General features: G+C 50.2%; 6 protein-coding genes. 3 read left to right on the top strand and 3 right to left on the bottom strand.

Going from position 1 to position 18,895, the window contains the following annotated elements; translation table 11 throughout:
- Nucleotides 1-103: 103 nt before the first annotated feature.
- Complete coding sequence (locus NR302_RS23260) at nucleotides 104-763, top strand: hypothetical protein (RefSeq protein WP_258145481.1); 660 nt, start codon at nucleotides 104-106, stop codon at nucleotides 761-763.
- Nucleotides 764-1,155: 392 nt separating this feature from the next.
- Nucleotides 1,156-2,358: an Ig-like domain-containing protein gene (locus NR302_RS23255; RefSeq protein ID WP_258145480.1), complete on the top strand. Its 1,203-nt coding sequence runs from the start codon at nucleotides 1,156-1,158 to the stop codon at nucleotides 2,356-2,358.
- A gap of 120 nt (nucleotides 2,359-2,478) precedes the next feature.
- On the opposite strand, the gene NR302_RS23250 is transcribed toward NR302_RS23255, so the two are convergent.
- The 3 genes from NR302_RS23250 to NR302_RS23240 form a co-directional block, all read right to left on the bottom strand.
- A complete protein-coding gene (locus NR302_RS23250; protein WP_258145479.1) occupies nucleotides 2,479-3,105 on the bottom strand; it encodes a response regulator transcription factor in 627 nt (208 codons plus the stop codon).
- Between the two features lie 144 nt (nucleotides 3,106-3,249).
- Complete coding sequence (locus NR302_RS23245) at nucleotides 3,250-6,873, bottom strand: ATP-binding protein (protein ID WP_258145478.1); 3,624 nt, start codon at nucleotides 6,871-6,873, stop codon at nucleotides 3,250-3,252.
- Nucleotides 6,874-7,019: 146 nt separating this feature from the next.
- Entirely contained in the window at nucleotides 7,020-10,109 is a 3,090-nt protein-coding gene (locus tag NR302_RS23240; RefSeq protein ID WP_258145477.1) for an ATP-binding protein, read from the bottom strand.
- A gap of 546 nt (nucleotides 10,110-10,655) precedes the next feature.
- On the opposite strand from NR302_RS23240, the gene NR302_RS23235 reads away from it, so the two are divergent.
- Nucleotides 10,656-18,854, top strand: a complete 8,199-nt coding sequence (locus tag NR302_RS23235; protein ID WP_258145476.1) for an Ig-like domain-containing protein — start codon at nucleotides 10,656-10,658, stop codon at nucleotides 18,852-18,854.
- The last annotated feature ends 41 nt before the right edge of the window (nucleotides 18,855-18,895 follow it).

The raw sequence follows: 18,895 nt of genomic DNA, 5'->3' as shown, positions 1-18,895 counted from the left end.
TATCATTGTGTTTGAGGTTTAGATATTCAAGAAATGACTCATTGATGCACCTAATATTTATTACAATAATAATGCTTACCTTATTAAAAGGGCTTTTTAATAAATGAAAGAATTTGCAACTAATTTCTCTAGCACACAAGCAACAGCGTTGGCACTTTCACCATCGGCTCATAAGCAAAATCAGTTGAATATTGATGGTGCTGGTGCGCTTAACATGATGAATATGCCCGAAACAGCGACATCATTCATAGGCACGCCAGTCACGTTCAACATCCATTATCCAGGAAGTGAAAGTATGGTTGAAAGCGGCGACATCATTTCCGCTTTGCCAACCCTCTCAGGTATTGCTGCGGCCTATGCCACTATAGACCTTTCATACACTACAGAGCATGGGGTTTTTTACTCACGTGTTAACGCGGACCATTCAGGAAACTGGCAAACAACACCTGAATTCCTCTACGTAGACAGTGCTTTCGGTACGCGTTTTGAAATTGAAGCGAGCAGCGGTGATTTCACATCAGAGAAATTCGTGGTCAATGTTATGCCATCTTCAGATGATCTGATGGCAGACATTCTGGTCGATAGCCATTTCACATTGTTTGATGATGTTCCTGCTGTCGTGGTTGAAGAACCATTGTCACTGACAATTACGGAATCCGATATGCAATTCCAGAGTGCTGGTGTGGCGAATCAGATTTTCGATATCCAACCGGCTTTACCGACGTATCAGGAAGATATCAATTATTTAGTATCCGTGAGTTAAACCATTGGCATATTAGAGTTGCTCACTGCAATGACAAAGGGAAGGGCTGGATGGCTCTTCCCTTTGTCATTTAAGCCACTAAAGCGGTTATCAAACCGGGAACAACGATTTTTTTTTCGTGAAACGGGCCAAAGCGCAAGATCCAAGAAATGTCTTGCCCCGCAATGGTAGGAAATATCTTACTATCTGCACCAGATATTAAGATAAGAAACCTTAGAAAGGATCACTCTATAACTTACCTTTTATTGGTCAATCTTAATATCAACCTATTTCCATAACGCAGAACACTTCTGCATTAAAACTCAACGTTGCAGTATCTCATTGCCTCTTAAGAGCAGGAATTACTGCTCCAAAATTTACTCATCATTTTTGGGCATATGAGGATATCCGAAATGAAACACTCGTTTCCAACCCAGCCAAAAGAAACAACGTTCCAGGATGCACGTCTTACAAAAGGTAAAGACGAAACAGGTCAATATTTAGACCTGAATGGTCAGGCCTTTAAAGAGCATAGCTATGAACAGCAAAACGCGATGAGCCCCTTGAACGGTTTGGTGGTGCATGGCGCGGCTTGTGCCTCTCTGCTGGCGTTGGGGAATATGGCCGCGGTTGGTCTGGCATCCAGCGGTGAAATCCTGCTGGAAAAAGCGTTACCGATCATCCCCGAAGCGGGGTTTATTGGGCGCTGGCCAGCAACGGTTAACTCACCTGAATCTTTAAATCAGCATGCTGTTAAAGTTACTCCTAAACAGGAAGTAACTTTGCCTGCAGTGGCGGTTAACGATGAACTGAGCGAATCTTTTACCCAGCAAGTGGAAATCAGCGGAGAACTGAAGGCTGATAATATTACTGAGATGGCAACGCATTATTCAGATGTGATGATGGACCAAAGTGCCTTACTCATTAACGATATTCCGCTAATCAGTGGGGAGTCAGATGGCGGATTCACTTTTTACATTAAAAATAAAGCGGGTGAATCGGTTATCGACTCTACGTCACATGACAACCAGCCGATCTTTTCAGGCATAAGTGAGCGAGATAGTCTGATTGAAATATTCAATCAGGACGGCAGAGTTTTAGCCACGACATCGGCTGATAGCCGTGGTTATTGGAGCATTGAATTACCCTATACGTTACCCGACGGGCAATACGCGTTCACGTTGTATAGCACCAGTCCGAAAGGGGAACGTAAGTTAGTCGCTGATAAGGTTTTGCTTGAAATAGTGGCTAATCATGAATTCATTGAGGCGCAGGGGCAGCCATCATTAACGTTGGTGCCATTAATTGAGAGTGATGAAGTATTCTTGACAGTCCTGCAAGACTTTAAAACACAAGTATCGTCCCCGGCGCAAACAGTAGACCTTGATTTGAGCGAACTGCTGGTGATCAATGAATCTGATCTCTTCTCAGCACTTAACGATAATAAACAGATTGATGATAGCGAACTGTCCGGCCTCGAAGATCTGCTGCATCCAGACGGTGGTATCACCTTGTGGGCTGAATCAGAGTTTGCGTCACTTGAATATGCCTCTGCAACCGGAACAAAAATCGACCTGGATTCACTTTTGTCAAACCCACTCGATACTGAGCTCTAAATCAGTTAATAGCGAAAATAAAACTTACAGTCCTGTCATCAATCCCCAAATCGAGACTTTCTTCTTTGTTTATTTCTGTTTTAATCTGAAACTGAAAAGAGACAAAAAGAAAGTCCTCGATTATGGAATCTCATGCATACGTGCAATATCTACCGCTTCAATTAGGCTTCTGGCACCGAGTTTTTCAAGCAGGCGCTGTTTATAAGTGCTGATGGTTTTATTGCTGAGATTTAAATCAATAGATATCTCTTTATTTGACATGCCAGCTGACAGTTTTTTCAGTACAAGCTGCTCACGGTCAGTAAGGTTATCGAGAATATACCGATCAAAATTTTTGATCCCTTGCGTGCTGCTTCGTGTCTTTAAAGTTGGGTAATATATTGAACCGGCATTAAGCGCATGCATGGCTTGAATGACATTGTCTATTTCCAGGGTTTTGGAAATGTAGGCTCTGATACCTAAATAAATGCACTCGCGCTGATAAAAAAGATTGTCATACTCACTAAACACAATGGTGCGAGAAATCAAGTTCATGGTGCTGAGTACCTTAGCAATTTCAGCACTCTTCATATCGATGCGGTGTATATCCAGAATAATGAACTCCGGGCGCGCCTCGATAATGGTCTTGTAGATATCATTGCCTTCACTGTAAGCGTCAATCACATGATATCCGTACTCTCTACAGAGACGTCGTATTCCCTGGAAAACCAATGGGTGTTTGTCTACGAGTACGATATTCTTTTGCATAATAAATCCTTGATGTCCATCTCAGTAATGCAGCAGGGCATGCTGTTTCATAAGCTAAAGTATGCAAGAGAATTAACCCTGGTCTTGCTAAGACATTTCTCTATTGCGAAACATCAGCTTAATTTAAACGTAAAAGGGCTATTTTTATTCTTCCTGAAGCGCGGATGCGATGTAATTGACTTCATCATTACAGGACGCTAATAGGGATTGAATAACACCCCATTGATTCTCTGCGGCAGCGTGTTCTATATCCATGCATAATTTCTGTAACTTTTGCGCTTTTATCATGCGCGCAGTACCCAGCAGACGATGCGCATGGTCCTGAATAAGCTTTGCATGCTTGCCTGCGACCGCTCGCTCAAGCAGTTTTATCTCTTCGTCATTACTTGCCAGCAACGTCTCAGTCATGTCCTGAATGGCATAGGAATTGAGATGAGGCATCCGGTTAAAAAACAGCGTTTTTTTCCATCGCTCTTCAGAAGGCTTCTCCGGGATCGTGGCCTGAAACGTCTTACGTTCCGTTAGATAAGCCATCAACGCATCCAGTGACAGCGGCTTAAACAAGCAGGCCGTCATGCCTGCGGCTTTACCGCGCACAGCTACCTCATGTTCGGCCATCGCCGTCAGACCAAACATAGGGCGCGGGGGCAAATTCGCCTCAAGTTCTTTTTCACGCAGTTGTTTGATGAGTTCAAAACCACTCATTCCAGGCATGTTGCAGTCACTGATAACCACATCAAAAGGCTGTTCAGCGATTGACCACGAAATTAGCGCCTGGCGACCATCTTCAACCGCCACCGCGTGGTGGCCAACGTATTCAAGTTGCTGGCACAATAACAGTCGATTAGGCGCATTATCATCCACAACCAGTACCCTCAGCGGTTTAATCGGGTTATTTGCCGTCTGAGTGGAAACAGCTGGTGATACTGCGCTGTGTGCTTCTGCATAAAAGGTAAAAATAAATCGGGTGCCTTTTCCGGGCTCACTCTCAACTGCAAGCTCCCCATTCAACTTATTCGCAAGCTGACGGCAAATACTCAGACCCAGCCCGGTTCCCTGAGACCCTTTAATGCCATCTTCAACCTGCACGAACGGCTCAAAAATTGCCTGCTGTTGATATTCACTTAATCCTGGACCGGTATCAGCAATCCGTAAAATATAGTGATTCAACCCATGACGGGTAGATTCCACCTGCTTGAGGAACAGCTCGACTTTGCCACGCAAGGTGAACTTAATCGCATTGCTCAGCAGATTGGCAACGATCTGATTGAACATGGTTTGATCAAGCAGCACATCACCATCATTAATTTCACAATGACAATTTAACGCTAAGTCTTTTTTCTGCGCCATATGGCTAAACAGCGTCACCTGAGACTGAACCGAGTCCTGGAGTGAAACAGGAGTATTTTTGATGTTATGTACGCCGGACTCAATTTTTGCCATGTCGAGAATATTGCCCACCAAAGACAAAAGTGATTGAGAGGCCTGCCAGGCAACAGCAATATTTCGTTCACGCTTCTCAGGTGGTGATAATTTTCGATGCTCCAGTTCCAGCAAGCCAATTAACGCATTCAGCGGCGTGCGGATCTCATGACTCATCTGAGCAAGGAAAATCGTTTTTGAGGCATTGGCTTTTTCAGCAACCCGCTTGGCTTTTTTGAGTTCAGAGAGCAACTGTTCACGCTCAGTGATATCGATGAATCCGCCAATAATGCCGTTGATCTCGCCACGATGATCACGGTAGGGAAGTGACCAATGATAGACCTGAGCCAGTTTACCGTCGGTGCTGATAATTTCCTGCTGGGTAAATATGGGTTTTTTATGCAGCAGAGTATGGTCGTAAAGTTGCTGAAGCTTACTTGCGGATTCAGCTGAAATAACGCCCGCAGCTTGCAACGTTTTTCCCTTAACAATATCCACAGTGGTATGCATAAACTGCAAGTAGGTATTATTGCACTGCAGCATATAACCATTGAGGTCGCGGACATAAAGTGCGACAGGCGAGTCATCAATCAGCGTACGCGTAAAGCGTAATTGGTCTTCCAGCTGCTGCTCGTAACGTTTGCGTTGAGTCAATGTTCGACCCAAATAACGATTACGGATAAAGAAGAAGACCAGCAGAAAAATAATAAATCCGGCAACCTTCATGAGAAAAAGGCTGTAACTATCCCAAACGGTCACTTTTGGCGGAGCCTGATAGTTCTGCCACGGGGATAAATCCTGTTGCAATATCTTAGGGGACAGCTGGGTCATGGCCTTGTTCAAAATACTTAGCAGCACCGGATTATCGCTGCTGACGGCCATAGCGAAATTCGCCGGAGCAATATTCAACGCGTTAGTAATGACCAGTTCCTGATGAAACTGCTTATTAATGAGATAGTCTGCCGATATTTGAGTGCTGATTGCGGCATCGGCAATACCACGTGCCACCAAAGACATCGCCTCCGTTAGCGTGCCCGCTAGCTCAAAATTGACCCGTGGATATTGATGTTGCAACAGGCTATACAAACCGCTGTCGTGCGTCAGCATGACCTTTTTGCCTGCCATCTGCGTCAGCGACGTTAATTCTGTACCCCGTTTATCAACCACAATTACCCAGGGAGAGATTGCAAAACTACGGCTATAGCTAATGCCGAATTCCGGTTGCGATTTTTTTATTAATGCGGCAACGATTCCCTGCTGATGTGCGCCAGGCGGTAATAAATATTGCACGTTAGCTGGGGGAAGCTCATGCTCAAATTTCAATCCGGTTCGTTCAGCGATCAGATCCAGTAATGAGCGAGCATAACCATTAATAAATCCACCTTCGTCAGCAAAGCTGATTGGATGCAAGGTGCGTGGCAGAGAGACCGGTATCAGAGGATGTTGGCGGATCCACGCTAGCTCTTCGGGAGCCAACATCAAGGGATTCTTTTTAACCACAAATGACGAATCTAAACCCCAGTTATTTACGATACGAATATGGTCGGTAACGGGTAAGGTGGCGAGTGTGTTTTCAATGGCGTTGAATAGTGCGCGATTATTAGGCATCACGGCGAAAGAGACATTCGCGCTGGCGGGTAGTGTTTGTAACACCACCTTTGACTGCGTCTCGACGCCTTGTTTCATCAGGAAACGTGCGGTTGAAGCATTTAACCAGAATGCATCGGTTGCTTCATAGGCAAGCGAGGCCATCGCCTCACTGTAGTAAACATAAGGTTTTAAACGCGCTTCCGGATAATTTATTTTTAATGACTGGTTTAATTCATCTTCATTAATAAAAGCCAAATCACTGTTCTTTAGTGATGATAATAAATTGGTGTCGAAATTATTTTTATGCACGATGACCTGATGGTCGAGTAAATAAGGTTTCGAAACCAGATAATTCTCAGCATGCATATCAGAGGGGGTATAAAACGCCAGCGCATCAACCTCACCACGCTCTAATTTAACTCTGGCTTCTTTAGCCGAGTTAAAACGAAAGATCTGGACCTTTTTACGCAGCGTGTTTCCTATAATTTGCGCGTAATCAGCCCCAATGCCTTCATAAGCAGCATGATCATAGCCCATATAAATTGGTGGGTGTGGTTTACCCCAAATGGCTATTTTTATTGATTTATTTTCGTTGAGCCATCTTTCAGACTCGCTGCTCAACGAGATCTGAGGGACAGGAACCTGGGTGCGCGCAATTAAATCAACTTCAGTTGCGGTGGGTTTAGCCGATACATTTTCTATGGCAAAAAAATAAAGAAAAAAAGCCCATGCCAAAGCATGAATATCGACTCTCACGATAAAGATTCCTGGTAATGTTAACTGCGCTTGTCAGAGGATTCTTAAGCCGTTTATCCTTCACGGCAAGCGCAAATTACCTTCTGCCCCCGAAAAGGCCTATATTCGAGAAGTGTCTTGTTCCAGAATAGTTAAAAAAGCGCCTATTACGGCTTTTTCCTCATCGCCTCCTGCAGTTGCTGCTCAATGTTAAGAATCAACGTCTGACATTGTTGGTGATAATGAATTATCTGAACTAAATCGTTGTTTTTAGCCGCGAGCTCCAGTTCTCTACTGCTATTCTCCAGCTCAGTCGCCGCAATAAGGCGTGCGCCACCCAATATATTGTGGGCTGTAATGGCAATGCGTGAATAATCTACCGTTTCAATATAAGTGGCTAGCTCAGCCATATCCTTCTGATTCTGTTCGATAAAGGTTAACGCTAGATCCTCAAAGGCACGCGGATTCGATTTCGCGAGCTTATCTAATGTCTTAATGATCGAACTGTTAGTTGCTGCTGGCGCAGAGGTTTCACTACTGCCATCTATACGGGCCAGCAACGTTGCCATTTCGAGCGGTTTAAACAGACAATCTGTCATTCCGGCACTGCGGGCACGGCTAGCAACATCTTGTTCCGCCATAGCGGTAAGGCCGAAAATTGGAACGGGTGCGCTGCCTGCTATCTGCTCCATCTGGCGCAGCCTGCGTGCCAGTTCGAATCCGCTCATTTCCGGCATATTGCAATCGGTAATCACAACATCAAATGGAGTTGAGGTCTGCGACCAGGCGAGCAACGCTTGCGAACCTGATTCCACCGCTACACTACGATGACCCGCAAACTCCAGCTGTTGGCTGAGAAGGAGTCGGTTTGGCGCGTGATCGTCAACAATCAAAATATTTTTTATCCGCTCAGGCGAGCGTGACATTTCTTTGCTGGTAAGGGTGGATGCGGGATTATGCGCACAGACTTCGGCGCTGAAACGGAAAATGAAGGTTGAGCCTTCGCCCGGCTCGCTATCAACACTCAACGTTCCACCCAATAAGCTGGCCAGATGGCGGCAAATGCTAAGGCCAAGTCCGGTTCCCTGATGTCGGGCGCGTGAATCTTCAACCTGTACAAAGGGCTCGAAAATGGCGCGCTGCTGTTCTTCATCCAGTCCGCTGCCCGAATCCGACACCTCAATAACGTATTTTGCACGATTTTCAACAACCTCTCCCGACTGATACAGTCCAACTTCAATTTCACCCTGATCGGTGAATTTAATCGCGTTACTTAACAAATTAGACAGAATTTGTTTAAGCATGATCGGGTCAAACAGGATGTCGGAATTTGAGACTTCGATAGTGGACGAAAGCTGTAGATGCTTTTCCTCAGCACTGTAACGGAACAGCGTGGTGATGCTATTCAGGGTTTCATTCAGTGAAACCGGCACATGGCGAACGGTATAAGAACCTGATTCAATTTTCGCCATGTCCAGAATGTCGCCGACCAACATCAGCAAAGATTTGGAGGATTCGTAGGCAACCGCAATATTATTTTTACGTTGTTCGGCTGACGATTGACCGAAATTCTCCAGCTCCAGTAATCCAATCAGCGCATTCATTGGCGTGCGGATCTCATGGCTCATCTGCGCCAGGAAAGTGGTTTTAGAAATGCTCGCCTGTTCGGCGACTTTCTTCGCGGCTTCAAGTTCTGCCTGAAGCATTTCCAATGCATTTACGTGTCTCTTCAGCATGTAATTACGCAGCAAGAAGAAGGTGACAAGCACGGCGATTAGCACCAGCACAGAGAAGAGATAATATTTATAACGATCCCACAGGTTGAGTGAAGGAAGCGGATTATTATTTTGCCACGCAATATATTCCTGGATCATGGTGCGCGGCGGCATTTGTGCGATGGATTTATTGACGATAGATAACAGCTCTTTATCAGAAGATTTGACCGCTATCGCCATTCTCAAAGGGTGAAGATCCAGCACCAGCGCGACTTTGAAAAATCGTTCAACGAGCGTATTTCTGTGTAGATCTGAAACTAAAACCGGAACAATAGCGCCATCTATTTTGCCAATGAACATTTCAAAGAACCCCTTGAATGACATGGTGGTCTCGATGAAATTGACCTGCGGATATTTTTTCTTCAATTCTGGCAGGTAATAGACGCCTGGGAAAACCGCGATGCTTTTGCCGGCCATATCCGCAAGTGAAGTAATGGCCGGGGCATTATCCCGCGTTACCAACACCCAGCGCGTGACAAAGTAGGGCGTAGAGTAGCTTATTTCCGCAGACTGACGCGCTGATGCGTCGGCGCTGGCAATCAGCCCATCTGATCCTTCAAGCAGTTTCTTTCGCATATCAACCAGATTATCGATGCGCTGATAACGAAAATTAACCCCACTTTGGCTGGCGATAGCATTGAGCACATTGACAACAATGCCTTGTGCATTACCTTCCTCATCCAACATGGAGAGTGGAGTATTGTTATTGTCGATATAAACCGGAATGACAGGATTATTTCTCAGCCACTCATGCTCATCTTCACTCAGGTTTAATATCCCACTATAACGATCGTCATCAGTAATCTGACGCCACGCCTGTTCCACTCTAATTAGAGACGAAGTTGGTATTTTTGATATGGCAAAGTTAATCGCTTCTATCAAGGCTTGATTAGCCTTGCGTGTGGCAAAAACCTGCGAAACTGACATGCCGATAGAAGCGGGCGTGGAAGTTAATTCTGAACGATAAATTTGACTATTAATATTTTGCAGGGTTTTGCGGCTGCCCCAAAGTACGGCATTTGGATCGTTACGGATAATCGCCATCGCCTGATAATAGTTATCTTGCCTGGATAACATCGCAGCCGGCCAGGTTTTGTGCAGTGCCTTAGCCAGTTCATCATCACCCACATAGAGTAACTGCTGCCCCTGCAGTGTATTAGGCGCGGCTAATTTGAATTTGGCTTGATGGATAAATATGGCGCTGTCTTGAATAAACGGCGTTGAATAAATGATATCGCGGTCGTTTTCATTTTGCAGAGCTGCGCCGGATAGCAAATCTACCTCGCCTTTCTCCAGCGCATCAACGGCACTTCTTCTGGTTGGATAGACGAATACGTTTGGCGTCACTCCAAGCATTTTCCCAAGCAGGGCTAAATAATCTGCGGACAAACCCTCATAATTTTCCTGCGGGGCATAATCCATCATGAACGGCGGTTGCACTGGCAACCAAACGCCAACGCGTATTATCGGGTGCTGACTCACCCACGCAGCACCTGCTGCGGGTAAAGATATCGGTGATAACTCTGCTGGCACGCGTTCAGCCAGTGTTATCGGTTGTCCCGCCATGCTGGTAAAAGATGTAAGACAAATCGTCATTACGAACAATGTTAGCCTGACCAATCGATGTAATAGCAAAAAACAATCCTCATTAAAAATTGCCGGAGCTGATAAGTCAGGCTAACGGGTCAAATTACACTAACCATTGATAGTTTAAGAAGTTTACCGTTTTTCGCCACAAAGTATTGAGCTGATCTTTCTTTTCTAATCTCCCCCTCGGCCCCAATTTCCAAGAAAAGTCTTTGAGAGGATTTTTCCTAGTTGGAGCGATGATTTCCACATCTGGGGAGTCCCCTAATTGGGGATGTGTGTTCCAGGCAATTTTTGCGCCACCAACACAGCTGTCGCAAAGAACCAAACTCACATTAAGAAAGGAAAGTTTCAATGAGTGTAATTCCTGTCAACGCAGCCGTCGTACAAGATAATACGATAGTCAAAGCAGACGTATTAACCGCGGGAAAAGCGGTAAAAATGAAAGCTATTCCCAATGGGAAATATATTCTCTCCGAAGGTGAAAACGGCGTCGCGCCGGAGAATATTACGCTTAAGCGCGTGGGTAAAAATCTGCACGTTATCCTCGAAGGTTCAGATATTGAACATCCTGAACTGATTATCGAAGGTTTCTACGATACGCCGGGTGAACTGGTCGGTAAGGCCGAAGACGGTCAGTGGCACGAATATATTGCGACCAGCGGTGAAGAAAAAGACGACGCTGCTTTCCTGATGGATGGTGAGATCTCACCTGTTGCGCTGAACGCCGCACCTTATGCCAATGGCGCCAGCCTGGATAACCTGTCATTTGCGGCTTTCGCCTTATCTCCGGCGATGATTGCACTCGGTGCACTGGCTGCACTCGCAGCCGCGACCGGTCTGGGTTACGCGTTGGGCAAGCATAACGCGAACAACGATAACGACAAGAGCAGCGGCAGCGGCAACGCGGGCGGCGGCAACGATTACGACGACGGCAGCAACGGCGGCCCGAACATCCCGACCTCGGTAGTGATTGGCAGCGTGACCGACCAGCGCGGCAACGTGATTAACCCGGGCGACCACAGTTCAGAAAAATCACCGGTGTTTACCGGTACCGGCAAGCCGGGCAACAAAATTGAAGTTATCGACAATGGCAAAATCATTGATGAAGTGATGATTGGTGAAGACGGTAACTGGAGCTGGACGCCGAAACCGGCGCTGGGCGACGGCGATCACGACATCGTGCTGGTTGAGCGCGACCCAATCACCGGCAAGCCAAGCCTGCCGCTGCCGGGCTTTGAACTGGTTGTGGATACCGTAGCCCCTGGCAAGGCCGAGATTGAAGACCTGCATGATGAAGAGGGCGTATCGATCATCAACCCGCCGTCCTTCGAAATCGCCGACGTCTCCGTTTATAACAATGAAATCTATACCAACAAAAACCGCCCAACGCTGATCGGTACCGCAGAGCGTAATACCTTCGTTGACGTGTATCTCAACGGTGTGAAGGTTGGTGAAGCCGAAGTCAACGGCCAGGGCACCTGGCGCTTCCCGTTCCCGTCCGCGCTGGCAGACGACCGCTACAGCTTCCACGTAGTCAACCGCGACAAAGCGGGCAACACCGGTCTGCCTTCATCCCAGCTGATCATCAACATTGATACCGTGGCACCGGACGAACCGGTGATCACCGTGATTGAAGACGGCAGCGGCAATCCAATCACTGGCGGTACGCAGGAACTTGAGCCGGTGGTAAAAGGCACTGCATCCCCGTCTGAAGCGGGCGCGAAAATTGAGCTGCGCGACCAGGACGGCAACGTGCTGGGCACCACCACCGTGCGTGACGATGGCTCATGGGAAGTGGTTGTCAGCCCGGCACTGACCGAAGGCAACTATGAGATCATTGCGGTGATCACTGATAAGGCCGGCAACAAAACCGAAATGACCACGCCGGTTAACCTGGAAGTGGATCTGACCGCGCCGGAACTGCCGGGCGGCGGCAGCATCGGCCTGCCGGGCGACGTGCTGGAAGGCGCGTGGGATAACGTCGAGCCGCAGACCGGCTGGATCGACCCGACCACCCCGACCAACGACGCGCGTCCGGAGTTCCGCGGCGCGGGCCTTGAGCAAGGCGACACCGTTTACATCATCGACCAGGCGGCGACGCCGCCGCAGGTGCTGGGCACCGCCATCGTCGGCAGCGACGGGCGCTGGTCGTTTGAGCCAGCCACCGACATGGGCGAAGGCGAACACCGCGTGGCGATCATCGTGCGCGACGACGCCGGCAACGAAAGCCCGCTGAGCGACGAGTTCGTGTTTGAAATCGACACCGTGGCACCGGCAGATCCGCGTCCGGGCATCGGGCCGGACAGCCCGTTCGAAGGCGCGTGGGATGACCAGGGCGACTACACCGGCTGGATCGGTGCAGACAGCACCACCGACGACGCGCAGCCAGAGTTCAAGGGCTCGACGCTGAACGACGGCGACATCGTGGTGATTTATAACGGTGACCGCGTGATCGGCAGCGCGCTGGTGCAGGCGAACGGCACCTGGAGCTGGACGCCATCCATGCCGCTGCTGAACGGCAACTACGACATCTCGATTGCCGTACGCGACGCAGCGGGCAACGAATCGGCGCGCACCGACTCGCTGGAGTTCACCATCAGCGCGGGCGGCCGCCCTGGCGTACCGGGCGTGGACGGCGTGTATAACGACGACGGCGCGGTGCCGGAGCTTATTCAGTCTGGCTATGAGACCAACGACAACACGCCGCTGATGAAAGGCACCGGCGTGGACGGCACCACCATCATCATCCGCAACGGCGCGGGTCCGGGCAACATCATCGGCACCGCGATTGTTAACAACAGCGAGTGGAGCTGGAGCCCGGCAACGGCGCTGGCGGACGGTACTTATAACCTGAACGCCTCGGCGCGCGACGCGGCCCTGAACGAGAGCGGCACCACCGGCAACTGGCAGATTGTGATTGACACCGTGCCGCCGGTGGCACCGGGCGCACCGGGCACGCCGGGCGGCGTGGAGCTGTGGGACGACGTGGGCGTCACCGGCGTTATCGCCAACAACGGCACCACCGACGACAGCACGCCAACCTTCCGCGGCACCTCGCTGGACCTCGGCGCGACGGTCATCATCAAAAACGGCGCGGGCACCGTGCTGGGTACCGCCATCGTACAGAACGACGGCCGCTGGAGCTTCCCGGTGCCGGAGCTGACCGACGGCGCGCACAGCCTGACGGCGGAAGTGCGCGACACGGCGGGCAACCTCGGCCCGGCGAGCGATCCGCTGAACTTCACCGTTGACACCTCGGGCGTGGGCATCAGCATCACCCGCCTGGTGGGCGACGCTAACGCAGACCCGCTGGAAGTGGGCTCGGGCGGCGTGATTAACGACACCACGCCGGTGCTGCACGGCCGCGCAACGCCGAACTCTGAAGTGTCCATCTTCATTGACGGCCAGCTGTTCGGTACCGTGACATCGGGCCCGGACGGCCGCTGGTCGGCGCCGATCGCGCTGGCAGACGGTGAAAAAGAGTACCGCATCACCGCCACGGTGGCGGGTACGCCAGCCCCGACCGGCGACTTCGTGGTTGAGCTGGACGTAACGGCGCCGGCGGGCACCTTTGACCGCGTGATCGACGACGTGGGCAACGACCCGTCCACGCCGAGCGTGGAAGTGGCGCGCGGCGGCTACACCAACGACCGCACGCCGCGCCTGGAAGGCACCGCGCCGGAAGGCACCATCGTGCTGGTCTACGACGGCAGCACGCTGCTGGGCAGCACCACCGCCGTGGGCGGCGTGTGGACGTTTACCCCGTCGCCGCTGAACGAGGGCAGCCATGCGCTGAGCGTGGCGTACCGCGACCCGGTGGGCAACACCTCGCCGCAGAGCACGCCGGCGTGGAACATCATCATTGACGTAACCGCGCCGGATGCGCCGGTTCTGGTGTCGATTGAGGACCTGTTCGGCAACCCAATCACCGGCGGCAGCACCAGCGCAACCCGTCCGGTATTTAAGGGTACGGCGAACACCAGTGAAGCGGGTTCCACCATCGAGCTGCGTGATGCGGACGGCAACCTGCTGGGCAGTGGCACTGTCGGCGCGGATGGCCGCTGGGAAGCGGTGATCAACCCGGCGTTGGCGGAAGGCGAGTACGAGATCGAAGTGAGCCTGAAGGACAAGGCCGGCAACACCACCGTGCTACCGACGCCGGTTAACCTGGAAGTGGACACCACCGCGCCGGACGCGCCGGAAGTCATCGGCATTGAAGATACGTCAGGCAACACCATCGGTGACGTGACCAACAACCCACGTCCAATCGTGGTCGGTACGGCTGATCCGTCAGAAGCGGGCGCAGACATTGAAATCCGCGACCAGGATGGCAACGTGGTCGGTACCGGCGTGGTTGACAGCAACGGTGACTGGCGCGCAGAGATTTCTCCGGCGCTGACCGACGGCGAGTACGAGCTGATTGCGGTAATCATCGACCCGGCAGGTAACGAAACGCCGATGACCGGCGCACCGATTGAGCTGGAAGTGGACACCACGCCACCGGACGCACCGGAAGTGATCGGCATTGAAGATACATCAGGCAACACCATCGGTGACGTGACCAACAATCCGAATCCGGTTGTCGTGGGTACGGCGGATCCATCAGAAGCCGGTTCAGACATTGAAATCCGCGACCAGGACGGCAACGTGGTCGGGACCGGCGTGGTTGACGGCAACGGCGACTGGCGCGCGGAGATTTCTCCGGCGCTGACCGACGGCGAGTATGAACTGATTGCAGTGATCATCGATCCGGCTGGCAACGAAACGCCAATGACCGGCGCACCGATTGAGCTGGAAGTGGACACTACCGCGCCGGACGCACCGGAAGTGATCGGTATTGAAGATACGTCAGGCAACACCATCGGTGACGTGACCAACAATCCGAACCCGGTTGTGGTGGGAACAGCGGATCCGTCAGAAGCCGGTTCAGACATTGAAATCCGCGACCAGGACGGCAACGTGGTCGGTACTGGCGTGGTTGACAGCAACGGTGACTGGCGCGCAGAGATTTCTCCGGCGCTGACCGACGGTGACTACGAGCTGATTGCGGTGGTCATCGACCCGGCGGGCAACGAAACGCCGATGACCGGCGCACCGATTGAGCTGGAAGTGGATACCACGCCACCGGAAGCACCGGAAGTGATCGGTATTGAAGATACTTCAGGCAACACCATCGGCGACGTGACCAACAATCCGAATCCGGTTGTGGTCGGTACGGCGGATCCTGCAGATGAAGGATCAGACGTTGAAATCCGCGACCAGGACGGCAACGTGGTGGGTACCGGTAAGGTTGACGAATCAGGCAACTGGCGCGCGGAGATCTCCCCGGCGCTGGAAGAGGGCGAGTATGAGCTGATTGCGGTGATCGTTGACCCGGCAGGCAACGAAACGCCGATGACCGGCGCACCGATTGAGCTGGAAGTGGATATCACACCACCGGAAGCACCGGAAGTGATCGGTATTGAATCTGCGGCTGATGCCTCGGTGATCATGCCGTTTGCGGTAATTTCTCATACCACCAACAACCCGAGTCCGGTGATTGTCGGTACGGCAGACAGCCGCGAAGTGGGATCACGCATTGAGATCCGCGATGCGGCCGGTAACCTGCGTGGTACCGGCACCGTAACCGCCGAAGGCACGTGGCGTGCGCCAATCACTCCGGCGCTGACGGATGGCAGCTACGAGCTGACGGCAATACTGATTGACCGTGCGGGCAATGCAACGCCAATGGTCGATACCATTGCGCTGACCATTGATACCGTGGCACCAACGTTGCCAGACGACGGCTCGATCGGCCCTGGCCAGGCGTTTGAAGGCGCATGGGATGATGTGGGCGACCACACCGGCTGGATTGCCGACTCAGCGGCGACCGATGATGCGCGTCCGGAGTTTAAAGGTGCGGGCCTAATCGCGAATGCGGGCGAGTACGTGATTATCTACAACGGCACCACCGTGCTAGGCACTACCACCGTGCAGGCGGATGGGACCTGGACGTGGACGCCGGGCAGCGACCTGGCGGACGGCAGCTATGCGGTAAGCATTGCCATCCGTGATGCGGCACGCAACGAAAGTGCGCGCACTGATACGCTGAACTTCAACATCAGCGCGGGCGGCACTCTGCCTGCTGCGCCGGTGATTGGCGGCGTGTTTGATAATGAAAGCGGCAGCGAGCTGGCGATCACCAACGGTTACACCAAAGACACTACCCCGGTTATTCGTGGGACCGGCGTCAACGGCACAACCGTAGTGATTTACAACGGCACGCAAGTGATCGGCACCGCGACGGTGACCGGCGGCGTCTGGTCGCTGATCCCTTCTCCGGCGCTGGCAGAAGGCAACTACACGCTGACCGCCAAAGCGCGCAACGACGTGGGTAACGAAGGTGCGGCCAGCGCGGCAGTAAACTTGACGGTGGATATTACCGCACCAAACGCGCCGGTGATCACCCGCATCGAGAATGACAGCGGTGCGGAAATTAGCGGCAGCACCACGGATCGCGATCCGCTGTTCAAAGGAACGGCTGACCCATCTGAAGTCGGGGCGACCATTGAACTGCGCGATGCCAACGGCAATCTGCTGGGCACCGGCACGGTGCAAGCTGGCGGTAACTGGGAAGTGTTGGTCACACCTCGCCTTACTGTGGGTGAGGATTACAACATCAAAGCGGTGATAATTGATAAGGCGGGTAACCGTACTGAAATGGTGAGTGGAGTAGATCTGCAAATAGAATCTGCAGCATCAATTATTCCACCTACTGGTTCGGATAGTAGTATTTTCGCGTTAAAGCGAGATGCGTTTATTAACTATAATACGGGACCATTGAAAAAGGATACATTGTATAACAGTTTAGCTGGCGTACAGTGGATTTCAACAGGCGTGGGAGACGTACCAGTTACTACAAGTAGAATGAAATACAGTCCGAATCCGGGGGGGGATGGATATTATTACTTAGATAGAGGTGTTATACAATTTAGTCCCGGGAGTAAGACAGAATTTCATTTAAATGGAATAGAAACGGTAAGTATTAGTTTGAACGTGCCAACTATCGGTGATAGCTGGATTACCGTTTTCGATGCAAATGGAAATTTTGTTGAGCGAGCAAGGCTTAAGAGCGGAAAAATAATTGATTTTTACACCGCTCCAATTGGAACTTCGATTGGAAAGATAGTTTTAGAAGTGGATATTAATACGGTAGGTAAAGTGGAATTATCTGATATGATTTTACTTAATCTTACAACTAATGAATTACAGTCGAATGATAACTTACCTGACCTTACGTTTGGAATTGAGACATTTGATGTTGCAGGTTCATATACTCGTGGCATATGGCATGATTTAAGTAGCGGGCTAAGGCTCCATAGTTTAAAAGGTGGCAGTGTTAGCAATGGAAAGTTGAAATTTGATCACTCGGCTGGTGAGGAGATAACTTTTGATTTCGGAGGGACACGTTACGTAAATTTTGATTACACAACTGACGGTTATTCATCATTCAGCGTCTATGGTACTGATGGTGCGCTTTTAACTAGCTTGACATTTTATTATTTGGAGACTAATTCCGTTAAATTTATCGCACCTGAAGGTAATCTGATTGGTAGGATTATTGCAAAGGTTCGTAACGATTCACCGACCCATAAAATTCAATTTGATAATATGAAATGGGGGGATATGCCAGATTTGGTTGGAGTAATACCTACTGACATACCTTTGCCTGAACTACCAGTGCCCGGAACAGAGGTTGTTGAGAGTTTTGATGGTTATCAAAGCACTAATAAAGGAAATGGTGTTCGCATTGATGGTGTTTATGCAGTTGAAAATAGATTTCCTAATGGTTTAACTATCTTGCGTAGTTTCATAAATAGTTTTGGCGGCATGGGTGCAATAGATAAGAATGCTGGAAGATTTTATATGGATAGCAATCGCGAATTCAATGGGTATCTTATATTTTCAGGTGGAACTGAAAGATTTTCATTTAAAGCTAATAATCCGCGCGATAGTGTAAAGATATATGATGTTGATAATAATTTCATTGCTGAGATAGCGATAAGAAGTGTAACTAGTTATACCGCACCTGCGGGACAACTTATCGGAAAGGTGGTTTTTGATAAATATAGTGGATATATTGATGACGTGACCTGGACATTGCGACCGGCAGCAATCACCTTTAATATGCAGCAGGAAGAAAGTAAACTGCTCTTAAACGATGAAATAATCCATCTGGCAGATATTTCTGAAGAGCAAGAAGCGATTATAGGTACTGAAGGCCAAATCGATGTACTGACCATTGAAGGTGAAGATCAACTTATCGATCTGGGTCAACTCGCTGATAAGGTGCAATCGGTTGAAGTCATTGACCTCACCGGAAGCGGCAATAATACGCTGAATATCAGCCTCGGCGATATTTTGGCCCACGGTGAAACCAACCTGTTTATTAATGACGACACCGTACAATTTATGGTGAAGGGTAATGAAGGCGACGTGGTTAATCTCGACGATATGCTGAATGGCACCGATCCAGGCGACTGGGCGAAGGCCAACGGCGTGGTTGAAGTGGCTGGCGTGCGGTATGAGGTTTATACCCACAGCACCGTCAACGCGGAATTACTGGTTCAGGAGGGTGTGCAAACCAACTTGATCTAATGCCACGACATTAACCTTAATTCATTAACATTCACTTAATT

The sequence above is a fragment of the Pantoea sp. SOD02 genome, assembly GCF_024707505.1.
GTDB lineage: Bacteria > Pseudomonadota > Gammaproteobacteria > Enterobacterales > Enterobacteriaceae > Pantoea > Pantoea symbiotica.
The sequence above is the reverse complement of the archived record's forward strand: the minus strand, read 5'-3'. Positions and strand labels throughout refer to the sequence as shown.

Coding starts and splice junctions, on each gene's coding strand:
- NR302_RS23260 (WP_258145481.1), top strand. CDS start 104: ATGAAAGAATTTGCAACTAATTTCTCTAGCACACAAGCAACAGCGTTG.
- NR302_RS23255 (WP_258145480.1), top strand. CDS start 1,156: ATGAAACACTCGTTTCCAACCCAGCCAAAAGAAACAACGTTCCAGGAT.
- NR302_RS23250 (WP_258145479.1), bottom strand. CDS start 3,105: ATGCAAAAGAATATCGTACTCGTAGACAAACACCCATTGGTTTTCCAG.
- NR302_RS23235 (WP_258145476.1), top strand. CDS start 10,656: ATGAAAGCTATTCCCAATGGGAAATATATTCTCTCCGAAGGTGAAAAC.